Below are 14814 nucleotides of genomic sequence, written 5' to 3' on the forward strand. Positions count from 1 at the left end.
CGTCTGCTCGAAACCGAAAGAGTTACTTGGCGTACAGGTGCGCGCCCGGAATTGCGTTCGGATCGTCCCGAACTTCCTTCGGGTTGGTCTCTTTCAGCACCCAGGCACTGAAGAAGGTCACCAGACCCATGAGGGCTACGAACACGGCAACCCATGTAGTGGTCCCGGTCTTCGCGATGAGTGCCGTCATGATGAACGGAGTACCACCGCTGACCGTGATCGCCGCCAGCTGGTACGCCAACGATGCTGCCGAGTAACGCACGTTGGGCGCAAACAGCTCACCCATGTACGCAGCGATCGGCCCGTAGGTCATCGACTGGAACACGCTGCCGACTGTCACCGCGATGAAGAACAGCGGCAGGGACTTGGTGTTGATCAACCAGAAGTACGGGAATGCCCAGACCACGATCGCCGCGGCGCCGATCAGGATCATCGGACGACGACCGATCTTGTCGGACATCTTCCCGGACCACAGCACCACGCCGACTGTCAGCAACGCACTCAGGAGCGAGATGATGAGCAGTGAGTTCCGCTTCAACCCCAGTTCGGTTGTGCCGTAGCTGAGCACGCCGGCGATGCTGATGTAGAACAGTGCATTGGTGGCGGCCAGAAGTCCGCAACCGAGCAGAATCTTGCGCCAGTGATCCTTGAGCGCCTGCGCCAGTGGAGCCTGAACGACGACGTCCTTTTGGTTCTTCTTGGCGTCTTCCTGCAACTCGAGGAATTCCGGCGTGTCCTCGACCTTCGTCTGGATGTACAGAACCACAGGGAAGAGCAGCGCGCTGGCGAAGAACGGAACTCGCCAACCCCAGCTCAGGAATGCATCATTGGAAATGGTCGCGGTCGCGACGAGGAAGACCAGGCTGCCAAGCACTACACCGAACGAAACACCCATCTGACCGAAAGTGCCTGAGAATCCGCGCTTCTTGGGACTCGCTGATTCGGTGAGGAGAAGGACGATTCCGCCCCACTGGCCACCGCAGGCGAGACCTTGGATGAATCGCAGTGTCACGAGGAGAATCGGAGCGACTACGCCGATTGCCGAAGCACTCGGAATCGCGCCGATCAGGAACGTCGCGATAGCCATCAGCAACAGGCAGGTGACGACAGCGGGCTTACGCCCATACTTGTCGCCGAAGTGTCCGGCGACCAAACCGCCGATGGGGCGGGCAACGAAGCCGGCCCAGAACGTACTGAACGAGAGCAATGTGCCCATCAGTGCGGATGAATCGGGGAAGAACACATGCGGAAAGACCAGTGCCGCAGCCGTTCCGTACAAGAAGAAGTCGTACCACTCGATGGAACTGCCGAGCAGTCCCGCGCCGAGAAGTTTGCGGTGCGCTTTCTTCTTCTTCCGTTCCTGATCGGACAGGCCCCCTGCCTGCGTGTTCGAATCCACTGCCGATCTCGTCATGGGTTACTCCTCGATGGGTCGGACGCTCGTCGCGCCGGGAGTTGAGAAGCGGAACCGGGCCAGAAGTAGAAACTGACACCAACTTCAACTCTGTGGCGTTGCGATCAGTCTGCGATACAAAAAGAGTGATGTCAATCACTGAAATGCATTGCCGCATAGGGGACTAAATCCCCTACCGATGCTCGTCAGCCACCACGACGAATGGCCGGCTCACCTTGTCGGCGGCCGGCAATTCGTTTGTCAGGTAGATCTAGTTCGGTACCCGCAGTTCACGACGAAGAATCTTGCCGCTCACAGTTTTCGGCAGGTCATTCATGACCTCGACGATGCGTGGATACTTGTATGCTGCAAGCCTTTCCTTGCAGAACTCGACCAGATCCTCGGTGGTCGCCTCGGCACCGTCCTTGAAGGACACGAAGGCCTTCACGGTTTCGCCGCGATACGGATCCATGACACCGACGACAGCAGCCTCTCGTACGGCAGGGTGTTCGTAGAGAACATCTTCCACTTCGCGTGGCCACACTTTGAAGCCCGAGGCATTTATCTGATCCTTCATCCGGTCGACGATGTAAAACCAACCGTCGCCGTCCATGAATCCGATGTCGCCGGTGTGAAAACGCCCGTCCGGCATGGCATGTGCGGTCTCGTCCGGCTTGTTCCAGTATCCGAGTGCAACCTGGGGACCGGAGACCACGATCTCGCCGTACTCCCCGACCTGTACCGGCTTGTCGTTCTCGTCCACCACCTCGGCGTACGTATTCGATACCGGTACGCCGACAGCAACGGCCCCCGACGCCGGATCTACCGGCGCTTCACGCGAATTCGGCACCACGATTGCCGGGCTGTTCGTCTCGGTCAGCCCGTAGCCGTTGTGAATGTAGTGACCGAACTTCGACCGGAACGCTTCCAACGCCGCGTGCGGGATCGGCGCGCCACCTGAATACACCGACTCGAGAGAGCTCAAAGATTCCTTCGAGACTGCGGCGCTGTCCGTCCACGCGATGAATACCGTGATCGCTCCGATGATCGCGGTAGCCCGATGCTCCGAAATTGACTCCGCTGCAACGATGGGATGGAATCGGCAGGTCAGAATCGTGGGCGCGCCGGCCAGGAGTGGAGCCGCGACGTGCCCGATCAACCCGGTGATATGGAACAGTGGCGCCACCGCGAACATCGCGCCGCCGGGGCGCAACCCCAGCCAGTCCCGATAGATCTGCGCTGCGAACACGACATTTGAGTGCGTGTTCATCGACCCCTTCGGCGGGCCGGTCGTCCCCGACGTATAAGGAAGGTAGGCAAGGTCTTCCGGGGACAGATCGACCTTCTCGGGCTTCTGCCCTCGATGAGCCTCGATCAGTTCCAGTAGGTCCGGAAATCCATCATGACGAATCCTGGACGCCGAACCGAAGATCCGTTCATCGTCGCGCGACTGAAAATCCCGTTCCGACGTAGTGATGACCCGTCGCACTTCGGTGCCCTCGGACGCAGTCGCCACGGTCTCGGCCGAGGACTCGAGACAGATGACTGCTACCGCTCCGCTGTCGGCCAGTACGGTGGACAGCTCACGGTCGCGGTACATCGGATTGACCGGAACGACGACGGCACCGAGCTTCCAGACCGCGACTGTCGCGATCACGAACTGCGGAACATTCTGCAGGACAAAGGAAACTCTGTCTGCGAACCCGATTCCATCCTTGGCGAGGGCTACGGCAAGCGCATCCGACATCTCGTCGAGCTCGGCAAAGCTGACGGTCCTGTCGAAGTACCTGATGATCGGGGCGGTGCGATCGCGCTCCAGCGAAGCACGGAACATCGCGAGGGCGTCGACGTGCTCGATGTCTACGTTCGGCGGAGTGTCGGCGTCGTAATTGGCGAGCCAGGGCTTGCTCTCGTACACGTTGGTCATATCTCAGCTCTCGAAATACCGACGTGGGTTGTCCACCAGCATCGCCTTGACCTGGTCTTCGGTGACACCACGTTCGAGCAGCGCCGGAATGACATCATCACTGATGTGGGTGTAGTTCCAGTTCGGAAGTGCCACTTCTCTTGCCGCGCTGGGGAAGTAGTCGATGAAACACGACGCGTCATGTGCCAGAACCATCTTCTCCGCGTAACCGCGACGGGCCATCTCCACCACGGTGTTGACACGATCCTCGAACGACAGGAACGGTTCGAGGCCGAAACGGTCCATCCCCAGTAGCGAACCGGCATCGGCCAGCGCACACAGGTAGTCGAGATCGGTGGTGTCGCCGGAGTGACCGATGACCACCTTGGTCAGATCCGCACCCTCTTCGGCCAGAACCTTCTGCGCGACCAGCCCGGATTCAGTGTGCGGATTGGTGTGCACGGTGATCGGCACTCCCGTTTCCACCTGCGACTGTCCGACCGCGCGCATGACCCGCTCGACGCCGGGGGTAAGGCCCGGCTCCTCGATGGCGCACTTCAGGAAGGAGGCTCGGACACCGGTTCCGGCGATTCCTTCCCTGATGTCCTTGACGAACAGTTCGACCATCGGCTCGGGGCCGTCGAACAGCAATCCCGGTCCGGTGTAATGGAATTGGAAGGGAATGTCGTTGTAGGTGTAGATGCCGGTAGCAACGATGATGTTGAGATCGACCTGCTCGTTGATCCGGACGATGCGCGGAATGTACCGGCCGAGGCCGATCACCGTGGGATCGACGATCGTGCTGATTCCGCGGGACTTCACCTCGGTCAGCTTTGCCACCGCGTCCGCTACCCGTACTTCCTCGTCCCAGGGTTCGGGGTAGTCGGGGTAGTTCTGGCGCAACTCCTCACCCAGAACGAAGACATGCTCGTGCATCAACACCTTTCCCAGATCGGCTGTATCCACCGGCCCACGAACGGTTTGTACTGAACTCATCGATCGAACCCCTGACTGTGATCGCCATCACTAACATGAGACAATGAGCTAGTGTGTCTCACGTGGCCAGGTTCGTCAATAGGCTCGATCCCCCGAGGCTCACCATTTTTCAACGGCCGAAATTGTGCAGTACCGGACAACCGGAGAGAATGTCCCGATGCCTACCGACCTCGAACGCCGACGCGCGATCGACACCGCCGCGAGCATGTACCTCGCGGAGGAACCACTCGACATGTCACTGCTCGCCGAACGTCTCGGCGTAGGCCGCGCGACGCTGTACCGCTGGGTCGGCAACCGCGACGAACTGCTCGGAACAGTGCTGGCCGAGGCCACCGAACGGACATACCGAAAGGCGATGTCACAGGCGTCGGGGCAAGGTCCGGAGTACATTCTCGACGTCTTCGGCCGCGTTATGCGATCGGTGGAATCGTCGACAGAACTGCGCGCGCTGACCAAACGCGAACCGATGGTGTTCATCAAACTCGCGATGATGCCCGGCTCCATCGAATCGATCTCCGCCTCCATCACCGCCGAAATCTTGCAGTCCCAGGTCGACGCCGGCCAACTGACGATCACGCTCTCGCCGCAAGTACTGGGCGAAGCCCTCGTCCGCATCTGCGACGTACACCTCTACGCCCCCCTGCTCGGCCGAGAAAAGGCCGAGATCGAGACTGCCCTCGACCTGATCGCACTGCTCCTCGGCGTCACCCGCAACTGACACGCTTCGACCGCGTGAACACTACGGCGACACACCGGCCACCCGAGTCCTCAGACGTCTGATGAGTTGTTACTCTTTCGGTACCCACCCGAGAGGCAAGCCGTGTCCGACGACCACACAGGATTCACACTTCGCAGTGGTCCGCTGGTACCGCAACTCGAACAGTTGCTGCGCGGGCGAATCATGCATGGAACGTGGGCGCCGTCCGAGCGCATACCGAGCGAGGCGGCCCTCGCCGTCGAACTCGGCGTCGGGCGTTCCTCGATTCGCGAGGCAATCCGCCTCCTCGCTCGCGACGGACTACTCGAAGTCCGACACGGCGTCGGAACCTTCGTGGCTGCCGCGTCCGAACTCGAGCACGTCGACGAATTCACCAAACTTCTTCGACGCTCGAGGATCCTCGAGGTCTTCGAAGTCCGTCGCGCACTCGAGATCGAGGCCGCCAGACTGGCCGCGGAGCGGGTACAACCTGAGGACCTCGACGGCCTGCGGCGTCGACTGACCATGCGACACAGTCATTTCGAGGGTGATGTCGAGAAGTTCGTCGACGTCGATCTCGACTTCCACACCGAAGTCGTTCGACTGTCAGGAAACGCAGTTCTGCTCTCGCTTTTCACGTCGGTGCGTCCACTCCTTCGTGAATCCCTCGTCGAGATGATGGCCCACGAGGCCGGCGTCCCCGACACCTCACATGCCCATGATCAGTTGGTCGAGGCCCTTCAAGACGCCGACCCAGAAGCCGCGGTAGCGGCAACTCGAGCAAACATCGACACCGTCCTACGACGACTGCGTGTGCTCGACGCCTAAGAGAGGTTAGTTCTCGTGCAACACCCCACCGGCACAGTTCTGTCTACCGAACACGTGGATCTCGTCCGCGACGGCCGATACTTGTTGAAAGACATCAACATTTCGATCGAACCCGGACAACACTGGGTCCTCCTCGGCGCGAACGGCGCGGGCAAGAGCACGCTTCTGAGCCTGCTCGGAGCAACCGCCCACCCGACTCGCGGTTCCGTTTACGTCCTCGGCCACAAGTTGGGCCGCGTCGACATGAGGGAACTGCGGATGGACATCGGGCACGTGAACCCTCGTCACACGATCGGAATTCCGATCACCGTCCGCAACGTCGTGATCACCGGCCTCACCAACACCACCGAGGTGATGCCGCGCTGGTCACCGACGCCGGAGCAAGAGGCTCACGCCGACGCACTGATCGATCTACTCGGAATGAGTCCGCGTTCGGACGCACTGTGGCCCAACTTGTCCCAAGGCGAACGGGGACGAGCCCTGATCGCCCGCGCACTCATGGTCGAACCGCGCCTGCTTCTGCTCGACGAACCGGCGACCGGGCTCGATCTTGCTGCACGCGAACAACTCTTGACGGCACTGGACGACCTCCGCAATCAGAACCCGTCACTTGCCAGCATCCTCGTGACGCACCACATCGAGGAGATCCCCAGCACCACCACACATGCTCTTCTGATCAAGGACGGCGTCGTGACCGCCAGCGGCCTCGCCGAGGACGTGATCACCACCCAGAACATCAGCGAGTGCTTCTCGCATCCCATCGAGATCGAGCGTCGTGGTGGTCGGTGGAATGCCCAGTCGCGGCCACGCGAAAGAGTGTGACCGACAGTAGTTTCAGAGACGCCTGGCGCCGGGTCCCTCCCGGCCCAGTTCGTCTCCAGGGTTGAGCAGGTTGCATGTTTTCAGTGACAGACACCCGCAGCCGATACAGCCCGTCAGTTCGTCCTGCATCCGGTTGATGGCCTGCTTGCGATCCTCGAGGCGCTGATTCCACTCCGTGGAAATCTTGCGCCAGTCCTTCTTCGTCGGAGTTCGACCCTGCGGCAACGATCCGAATACTTCGGCAACTTCGGCCAGAGGTATCCCGAACCTGACTGCCAACTGGATCAGCGACACCCGCCGGATCGAGTGCCGCGGGAACTTCCTCATATTTCCTGCCGTCCGCTCCGCAGGAACCAGACCGAGTGTTTCGTAGTAGCGCACAGCCGACACGGCGACGCCGGTGCGCTCCGATACCTCACCGATCGAGAGAAGTTCGTCACTCTTACGGATCATTCTGCCTCCCAATGGCTGCGCGACATTGACCTGAAGCGCACTCGAGATTCTACCTTCGACAACATGCACTCCCCCACCGATGCTCCCGCCGGAACCTGGCGGCAACTCCTGAGCGGTCGATACCTCGGCACCGCTACCGTCCTCGCAGGCGGCGTTGCGCTGTACGCGACCAACGTCTACCTGACGACCAGCCTGCTTCCGACTGCCATCGACGACATCGGCGGTCAGCAGTACTACGCCTGGACCGCGACGGTCTTCCTCATTGCTTCCGTCATCTCTTCGATGTTGGTCACCAACGTCCTCGCTGCCAGGGGACCGCGCGGGGCCTACCTGATCGGCCTCGCGATCTTCGCGCTCGGCACCGTTGTCTGTGCGGTCAGCCCGACGATGGAATTGCTGTTGGTCGGCCGCACGATCCAGGGTTCGGGCGGTGGCCTGCTGGCCGGTCTCGGTTACGCCGTCATCAATGCCGCGCTCCCCAGACATCTGTGGACTCGCGGGGCCGCGCTGGTTTCGGCGATGTGGGGAGTCGGCACCTTCGCCGGCCCTGCAATCGGCGGTGTCTTTGCTCAGTTCGGAGCCTGGCGATGGGCTTTCGGCGTCCTGGTCATCGCGACGATCGCAGTCGCCGCTCTCGTCCCCAGCGCGCTACCGGCACATGAACCGGGCAGTACCACCAGTAGCCCGGTGCCGGTCCTCTCGCTGGCATTGCTGACTGCGGCAGCTTTGCTGGTCAGCGTTGCCGGAATTCTGTCCAACCTCGCCGTGACCGCCGCAATGGTTCTCGCCGCTGTGCTGCTACTGATCGCTTTTGTCGCCGCTGACCGTCGCTCGCGCCACGGCGTACTACCGCCGTCGACGTTCAACGCGTCATCTCTCAAATGGGTGTACCTGACCATCGTCGTCCTCGCCGTCGCGTCGACCGTCGAGACGTTCATTCCACTCTTCGGGCAACGACTTGCCGGCCTGGCGCCTCTCGCGGCCGGATTCCTCGGGGCCGCACTCGCTCTCGGCTGGACTCTCGGCGAAATCCCGAGCGCCTCGGCCACGACCCCTCGTATCGTGCGACGAATCGTTGTCAGCGGTCCGATCCTCGTCGCGATCGGGTTGGGCATCATGGCAGCATTTCTCACCGAACACGCCGGCGCCGGTGCGATGGTCGCGTGGGTGATCGGACTGCTGTTCGCCGGCGTCGGAATCGGCATCGCCTGGCCTCATCTTGCAGTCGGGGCGATGACCTCGGTCACCGATCCCGGAGAAGGTGCGCGTGCCTCGGCTGCCATCAACACCGTTCAGCTGATCGCCAATGCTTTCGGTGCAGCCCTGGCCGGAGTGCTGGTCAACATCGGCGAACCGTCGACGCTTCGTTCTGCGCAATTGCTTCTCTTCACCTTCGCCGCTGTCTCGATCATCGGCATTGCCGTGGCAGCTCGCGCACTTCCGCGAACGACCGACAAAATCGGCAGCCCCGAAATCGTTCACGACGCTCGCTAAACTGTGAGAAACCCACACGGAGGAGTTGGCCAGTGACAGAACCGGATCCGGGCACAGTGGAAACCGACTTCCCGAAGACGGGAGCTCCCGCACAGCGCGCGCTGATCGCAGCGGGTTACACCCATCTCGCGCAGCTGACGTCCGTGTCCGAGAAGGAACTCGGCGCTTTGCACGGGATGGGACCGAAGGCCTTGAGGATTCTGCGCGAAGCACTCGCCGAACGTGGTCTGAGCTTCGCCGACTGAGCTCTCACATCAGACCAAGCTCGCCCGCACCTGGTTGCCACCTTCGCGCTTCGCTTCGTACATCACCGAGTCCGCGACGCGGAAGAGTTCGGCAAAAGCAGCGTCGACGGACTCACCCGGATTCCGGGGCGCGGTGCGGACCGCCATTCCGATGCTCGCGCTCGTCGGAGGGTCATCGTTCGCTCCGTCCATCGCGGAGCGGATCTGTCCTTCCAGCCTGGAGATCACGCTGACCGGTACCCGTTCGACCACGACGAACTCGTCACCGCCCATACGAGCAGTCAAGGCGGACTGGGTTGTCCACAAACGGATGCGCAGTGCAGTTCGCATGATCGTGCTGTCTCCTACGTCATGGCCGTGAACGTCGTTGATCGTCTTGAAGCGATCGAGGTCGATCACCACTACGAGCAGTGCATCCGCTTCGGTGACCGGAGCGCCCATCAAGTCATTCACCCGACGCGCCAATCCGCGACGGTTGAGCAGTCCGGTCAACGGGTCGATGTCGGAGGTAGTGGCATCCGAACCCAGGACCGCCAGAACAATCTGTGACACAACAGGAATCACGATGATCGTAGTCAGCACAACCGAGATCTTCGCCAGTCCCAAGCCGACGTCCGCTGCTGGCCCGAACAACAAAGTCCACCCCGAAAGCACCGTGACGGTCGAGGCGAAGACCAAGTGACCGACTTGGAGTTTCGGATTGTGGAAGAACGCGATGTAGCCGCCGATCGACGCGAAAACGACGCACGCGATGAGTCGTCCCAGCGGTTCCGAGTCGGTTGCGGCCGCCGCCGCAATCGCGACGTCGGAACCCACGACAAAGGTGTACGACCACAGCGGCGTCGGCGGAAACAGCCACCAGATCAGGGCCGCGCCGAGGCACAGCGCGATGACCGCCAGATTGACCGCTCGCCAGAACGTACCTTGCGGACCGACGTCACTGAATCGCGCCGACAGCAACACCAGCCCCATCCAGAATGCTGTTCCGCCGACCAGCGCCCGGCAGGAAGTCAAGAACCCGCGGTCCTGGAGGTACCTGCTGAAACTGTGGAACTGGTCCGGCAACTGCCACCAGCGCATGACGACGTCGACCAAACCGTTCATCGCCGATCAGCCGATGCAGCTCCGCAACTTTTGGGCGTACTTCGACGAAACGGACTCGCTGATTTCCCCCCGGAGCACACTGGCATATCCGGCAGCATAGTCAGCGGCGACAGACAAAAACCGTTCTGCCGGATTTGAATCGGTCGATCAACTCAAAGCGTCGTAGGCCGCCGATACGTACTGCGCCGATCTCTCGGAACCGAGCAGACCCGGCCCCATCTTGTTCATCACGTACGAGAACGTCATGCGCTTCTCGGTGTCGATGATGATCTGCGAGCCACCCCAACCTCCCCAGAAGCAGATTCGCCCCTCCGGAATGAACGGGACGGACTCGGGCGTCGGCAATCCGAATCCGACGCCGAAGCGGACCGGCACGCCGAGGACGAGGTCGACCCCGTACGACTGCTCCTCGAAGATCTTGTCGATCGTTTCCTCCGACAGCAAGCGAACGTCACCGACCTTGCCACCGCACGCGATCACCGATTGGATCCTTGCGAGTGCCCTCGCATTCGAATGACCGTTGGCCGCACCGATCTCGGCGGCGCGCCACCCGTCGGTCCACGAACCTGTAGCGTCAGCGGGCGGCGCGGTGAATGTCTTCACCATGATGTTGTCCATCCCGAGTGCCGCGATGTCGATCGGCAACGGCGGTGGCGCAATCACATTCGAGACTCGCCCGTATTCCGACTTCGGCAAGCCCAGGCGGAAATCAGCATCGAGTGGGCCGGCGATTTCCTCGTCGATGAAGCGGCCGAGGGTTCGTCCGTCGATGCGCCTGACGACCTCGCCGATCAGGTGGCCGTAGTTGAGGGCGTGGTATCCGGATGCCGTACCCGGTTCCCACCACGGAGCCTGCGTCGCCAACCGGGCGGTGGCATATTCGTCGTCGCAAATGTTCTCGAGGGTGAACGGTTGATCCCACCCCGACACACCCGAGGTGTGCGACAACAGTTGCCGGACCCGAATTCGGTCCTTGCCCGCTGCTGCGAATTCCGGCCAGTACTGCGCGACCGGGGCGTCGAGATCAAGCAACCCGCGGTCGACGAGCATGAGCGCGGCCAGTGCGGTCACGGTCTTGCTGCAGGACCAGACATTGGTAACGGTGTCGCGAGACCAAGGAGCAGTGTGCTCGACGTCGACCCAACCGCCCCACATGTCGACGACGGATTCGCCGTCGATCGTCAGTGCGATCGCTGCCCCGACGTCCTCGCCGGAATCGAGATTGCGTGCCAGCGCCTCCTTCAAGCCAGAGAATCGCTGGTCACATACGCCTTCGATGTTCGCCACTGACAGCCTCCACAGGAATGATGAAACTTGACGTCAACTTCAACTATGTCGAGTATGTGTCCGATTCACCTGTGGTGTCAATCACTTCAAGTGCCAGAGTCGGCTCAGACCAACGGGATTCCCTTGGCGATGCGCCGACGCAGATCCCAGAGATAGAAGTTGTAGGGAAACATCCGCAGAATCTTCGGACTGAACCGATTGACCAGCGCGGCGACGCGCATGGATCGGTCGAAGTTACGCTGCTGACGCACTGACCACGGGAGCCGCATTTCGTCACGAAAGGCTTGGGGCAGGAACCCGGTGGTGACGAATCGGTTGAGCGGACCGACCACGGGATGCAACAACTTCGGAGTGAAGGTCGCCGACGCGATCCCGTAGAGATGCTCACGAATCGTCTCGTCGATCGCCACCTTGTCGAGGTTCTCGTTCCAGTAGACCTCGAACGCATCCCGGTCCGCCGGCCACATGTCGCGTCGCATCTGAAGGGTTGTACCGAACGTGGCGCTGCGCTGATAGAACGCATCCCGGGTGACCGGATCGAGATCCCCGTACAAGATTTTGTAGACGTCCTCGAAGCCTCGGTACAGGCAGGCGGCTACCCACAACTGCAGTTCGGGATCGAACGCGTTGTATTCGACCGCGCTGTTCTCATCGGAGCGAACGTGCTTGTGAGAGCCGTTGACTGCGCGTCGGTACAGCTTCTTTTCTTCGTCCGTCGCCAGGCTTGCGACGGCGAGATACGTCAGCGTCGTCCGGGTTCGCTTCACCGGATGCCGATCCAACCGACCCGTCTCGACCTTGCTCTCATACACGCCGTACCCCACCGCCGGGCGCGCCAACTGCATGATGACGTTGGCGCCTGCGGCCAACAGTCCGAGCCCGGACATCGCCTTTTCAACCTCGGCGTCGATGTCGACCGCCTGGACGCCGACCGCTCCGATGCCGCCTGCCACCGCTTCCTCGCGCCCGTCCATCGAATCCCTACTCACCGTCATGGCAGAACCCCTTCGAGTCGATATCTGCGAACGCATGTTCTCAGATGAGTGAAACGCCGAAATGCCGAGATGTCAAGCAATCTCTGGATGCAAAGATGGTCTTCATGAATGACCAACCGCGTTCGTACGGTGGCGTCGACGGCGCGCTCCGCGTAGCCCAACGACGGGAGGCGCTGATCGAGGCCGGTCTGGAACTCATGGGCTCCGCCGAGCCCGAACTGACGGTCCGCGGAGTGTGCAAGAAGGCCGGTGTCGCGGCGCGGTACTTCTACGAGAGCTTCACCGATCGTGATGCTCTGATGTCGGCCGTCTACGACACCGTCATCACGGACATCGCCGTTTCAACCCAGGCTGCAGTGGACGCCGCCGAGACCGAACGCGGCAAGGCGCTCGCTGGAATCGCGAACATCGTCCGCACTATCGCGAACGATCCCCGTCGCGGACGTCTACTGTTCTCCAGCGCCCTGACGAACCCTGTCCTGGCCGAGAAACGCCAAGCGTCGACGACGATATTCATCGGTCTCCTGGCCGCCAACGCGAAGACCTTCTACCGATTGAACGACAGCGGTCATCTGACCCTGACGGCCACGTTCCTGGTCGGCGGCCTGGCGCAGACCCTCAGTGCATGGCTCGACGGGTACATCGACGTGACGGAAGAAGAACTGGTCGCCGAATGTGCGGCGATCCTGCTCGCACCCGCCCTGCCGCCGTCTTGAGCTCCTGCATTCAGTCCCAGATCCCGATGTTGTCGAGGTGAGCGAGAAGTCGAGCAGCGCCGTCGGAGAACTGCAGACTCATCTGCGCGTCCACCTGTTCTCGATCGCGCTTCTCGAACGCCGCGATCAAAGCATCGTGGCTCGATACCGCAAGCTCACCCCAGCCTGGATCCGTCGCGTAGAGACGAGCAGGGGTGTACCGAATCGCGCCGAACAGGAACCATGCCAACTTCGCACCACCCGCAGCGCGATTGATCAGGCGATGGAACTCGAATTCGCACTGCTCGATCGCAGCTGCATCCGAAGCGTCGACCGCCGCTCGCAAATCGGCATTGAGTTCCGTGAGTTCCGCGAGTTGATCAGCGGTGATGCTGTCCATCGCCCGCAACGCCAGCTTGACCGCGATCTGCCCCTGCAACCAGAAGATGTCTTCGATGTCCTGGCGACTGAGGGGCGAGACGAGATAGCCGCGATGCGGAACCAACTCGACCATCCCCTCGCCGCGTAATGCGACGAGGGCTTCTCGCACCGGCGTGACGCTGACCCCGAGGTCGGCCGCGGTTTCGTCCAGCCTGACGAACTCGCCCGGACGGACCGAGCCGGACATGATCAGGTTGCGAACGTGGTTGGCCACGTCCTCCGACAACTGTGGCCGTCTCCTCAGCTCAGATGTCGCTCTCCGAGTGCGTGCAGACGTTGCCACAACCGATCCTCACAGTCCGTACGTTTTGCCGATGATGTCTCGCTGAATCTCGTTGGTACCACCATAAATGGAGGACACAAGAGTCTTTCGCACATGGTGCTCCATGTCGAACTCAGTCGCGTAACCGTACCCACCCATCATCTGCATCCCCTCGAGCGCGACCTTCTTGGCGGTCTCGGTCAGCTTGAGCTTGGCCATCGACGCTTCCCGCGGGAACATCTTGGTCGGGTTGGCGTCGACCATTCGGGCCACGCTGTAGACCAGCAGACGGCCGCATTCGATCTCCGTGGCGAGATCCGCGATCCGGTGGCGAAGCGCCTGAAACGATCCGACCGGACGGCCGAACTGCTTACGCGTGGTGACGAATTCGAGGGTGTCGTCGAAAGCGCGCTGCGCGGTCCCGAGCATCATCGCCGCGAGGATGAGGCGTTCGATGTTGAGTCCGGCCATGAGTTGACGCCAGCCGTTGCCGACTTCCCCGACCACCGCGTCGTCGGGCAGGAATGTGTCGGTGAAGTAGAGATCGTTGACCTCCTTGCCGCCCATGGTGTCGATTCCACTGATCTTCAATCCGGAGATGTCGGCCGGGACATGGAACATGGTCAAGCCCTCGTGCTTGCCTTCACCTCGGGACGTGCGAGCCACCAGAAGGATGTTCTCGGCGAAGTGCGCGTTGGAACACCACGTCTTCTGGCCGTTGATCAGCCACCCACCGTCGACCTTCTCGGCGCGGCAACTCAGATTTCCCACGTCGGAGCCCGCTTCGGGTTCGGACATCGAGATCGACTGAGACGCGCCACGGACGATCCCGCCGAGCACTGCCTCCTTCTGGGCCGGACTGCCGAACTTCTCATATGCAGCCCCGGTGATGACGGTCGGGCCCAGTCCACCGATCGGCGCCATGCCCTTGGCGGCTTCCTCCAGGAAGATGCACAGGTCGACCGTGCTTCCGGCGGATCCGCCGTATTCCTCCGGGACAGTCAGCCCGAGCCATCCCAATTCTGCCATCTTCTCGTAGAACGCCTGGTTGTGGTTATGGGCGCCATGATCGGTCAGCAGGTCTCGCTGCTCACGGGTACCACTTTCCTTCTTGCAGAACGACGCTACCGACTTGGCGAAATCAGACTGCTCCTGCGTGAAATCCATGTACATCGAAAACTCCCGAGTGAGATGAG

The 14814-nt window shown here is 61.4% G+C and carries 15 protein-coding genes; 6 read left to right on the plus strand and 9 right to left on the minus strand.

The features are described from left to right. Positions 1-22: 22 nt before the first annotated feature. The 3 genes from KTR60_RS26290 to KTR60_RS26300 form a co-directional block, all read right to left on the minus strand. The gene (locus KTR60_RS26290) at positions 23-1414 is read right to left on the minus strand and encodes an MFS transporter (protein ID WP_228401420.1); all 1392 of its coding nucleotides are present in this window, start codon (positions 1412-1414) and stop codon (positions 23-25) included. 250 nt (positions 1415-1664) lie between these two features. After that, complete coding sequence (locus tag KTR60_RS26295) at positions 1665-3320, minus strand: AMP-binding protein (protein WP_065455013.1); 1656 nt, start codon at positions 3318-3320, stop codon at positions 1665-1667. 3 nt (positions 3321-3323) lie between these two features. Further along, positions 3324-4295, minus strand: a complete 972-nt coding sequence (locus tag KTR60_RS26300) for a phosphotriesterase family protein (protein ID WP_003943005.1) — start codon at positions 4293-4295, stop codon at positions 3324-3326. Between the two features lie 157 nt (positions 4296-4452). Between KTR60_RS26300 and KTR60_RS26305 the strand changes: the two genes are divergently transcribed. The 3 genes from KTR60_RS26305 to KTR60_RS26315 all read left to right on the plus strand — a co-directional run bounded on the left by KTR60_RS26305 (position 4453) and on the right by KTR60_RS26315 (position 6642). Then, entirely contained in the window at positions 4453-5013 is a 561-nt protein-coding gene (locus KTR60_RS26305; RefSeq protein ID WP_003943195.1) for a QsdR family transcriptional regulator, read from the plus strand. A 102-nt stretch (positions 5014-5115) separates the two neighbouring features. Beyond that, complete coding sequence (locus tag KTR60_RS26310; protein ID WP_003943086.1) at positions 5116-5820, plus strand: FadR/GntR family transcriptional regulator; 705 nt, start codon at positions 5116-5118, stop codon at positions 5818-5820. A gap of 15 nt (positions 5821-5835) precedes the next feature. After that, on the plus strand, positions 5836-6642 hold the full coding sequence (locus tag KTR60_RS26315; RefSeq protein ID WP_003943111.1) for an ABC transporter ATP-binding protein: 807 nt from the start codon (positions 5836-5838) through the stop codon (positions 6640-6642). A gap of 12 nt (positions 6643-6654) precedes the next feature. Here KTR60_RS26315 and soxR read toward each other — a convergent pair whose 3' ends face one another. Next, a complete protein-coding gene (gene soxR, locus KTR60_RS26320; RefSeq protein ID WP_003943238.1) occupies positions 6655-7095 on the minus strand; it encodes a redox-sensitive transcriptional activator SoxR in 441 nt (146 codons plus the stop codon). 63 nt (positions 7096-7158) lie between these two features. Here soxR and KTR60_RS26325 point away from each other — a divergent pair, with 63 nt between their 5' ends. Both KTR60_RS26325 and KTR60_RS26330 read left to right on the plus strand, forming a co-directional pair. Further along, positions 7159-8589, plus strand: a complete 1431-nt coding sequence (locus KTR60_RS26325; RefSeq protein WP_007730802.1) for an MFS transporter — start codon at positions 7159-7161, stop codon at positions 8587-8589. Between the two features lie 32 nt (positions 8590-8621). After that, entirely contained in the window at positions 8622-8834 is a 213-nt protein-coding gene (locus KTR60_RS26330; protein WP_007730800.1) for a hypothetical protein, read from the plus strand. Positions 8835-8843: 9 nt separating this feature from the next. Here KTR60_RS26330 and KTR60_RS26335 read toward each other — a convergent pair whose 3' ends face one another. The 3 genes from KTR60_RS26335 to KTR60_RS26345 all read right to left on the minus strand — a co-directional run bounded on the left by KTR60_RS26335 (position 8844) and on the right by KTR60_RS26345 (position 12199). After that, entirely contained in the window at positions 8844-9938 is a 1095-nt protein-coding gene (locus tag KTR60_RS26335) for a GGDEF domain-containing protein (protein WP_228401421.1), read from the minus strand. 147 nt (positions 9939-10085) lie between these two features. Further along, a complete protein-coding gene (locus KTR60_RS26340; protein ID WP_042446349.1) occupies positions 10086-11225 on the minus strand; it encodes an EstA family serine hydrolase in 1140 nt (379 codons plus the stop codon). 104 nt (positions 11226-11329) lie between these two features. Next, positions 11330-12199 (minus strand): oxygenase MpaB family protein, encoded by an 870-nt coding sequence (locus tag KTR60_RS26345; protein ID WP_047269413.1) that lies wholly within the window; start codon positions 12197-12199, stop codon positions 11330-11332. A gap of 116 nt (positions 12200-12315) precedes the next feature. On the opposite strand from KTR60_RS26345, the gene KTR60_RS26350 reads away from it, so the two are divergent. After that, complete coding sequence (locus KTR60_RS26350) at positions 12316-12936, plus strand: TetR/AcrR family transcriptional regulator (RefSeq protein WP_052959796.1); 621 nt, start codon at positions 12316-12318, stop codon at positions 12934-12936. A 10-nt stretch (positions 12937-12946) separates the two neighbouring features. On the opposite strand, the gene KTR60_RS26355 is transcribed toward KTR60_RS26350, so the two are convergent. Further along, positions 12947-13639 carry a GntR family transcriptional regulator gene (locus tag KTR60_RS26355; RefSeq protein ID WP_047269411.1) on the minus strand — a complete coding sequence of 231 codons (693 nt, stop codon included), beginning with the start codon at positions 13637-13639 and terminating at the stop codon, positions 12947-12949. A gap of 9 nt (positions 13640-13648) precedes the next feature. Then, positions 13649-14791: an acyl-CoA dehydrogenase family protein gene (locus tag KTR60_RS26360; RefSeq protein ID WP_003942871.1), complete on the minus strand. Its 1143-nt coding sequence runs from the start codon at positions 14789-14791 to the stop codon at positions 13649-13651. Positions 14792-14814 lie beyond the last annotated feature (23 nt).

Source organism: Rhodococcus sp. C1 (assembly GCF_020809065.1).
GTDB lineage: Bacteria > Actinomycetota > Actinomycetes > Mycobacteriales > Mycobacteriaceae > Rhodococcus_F > Rhodococcus_F qingshengii.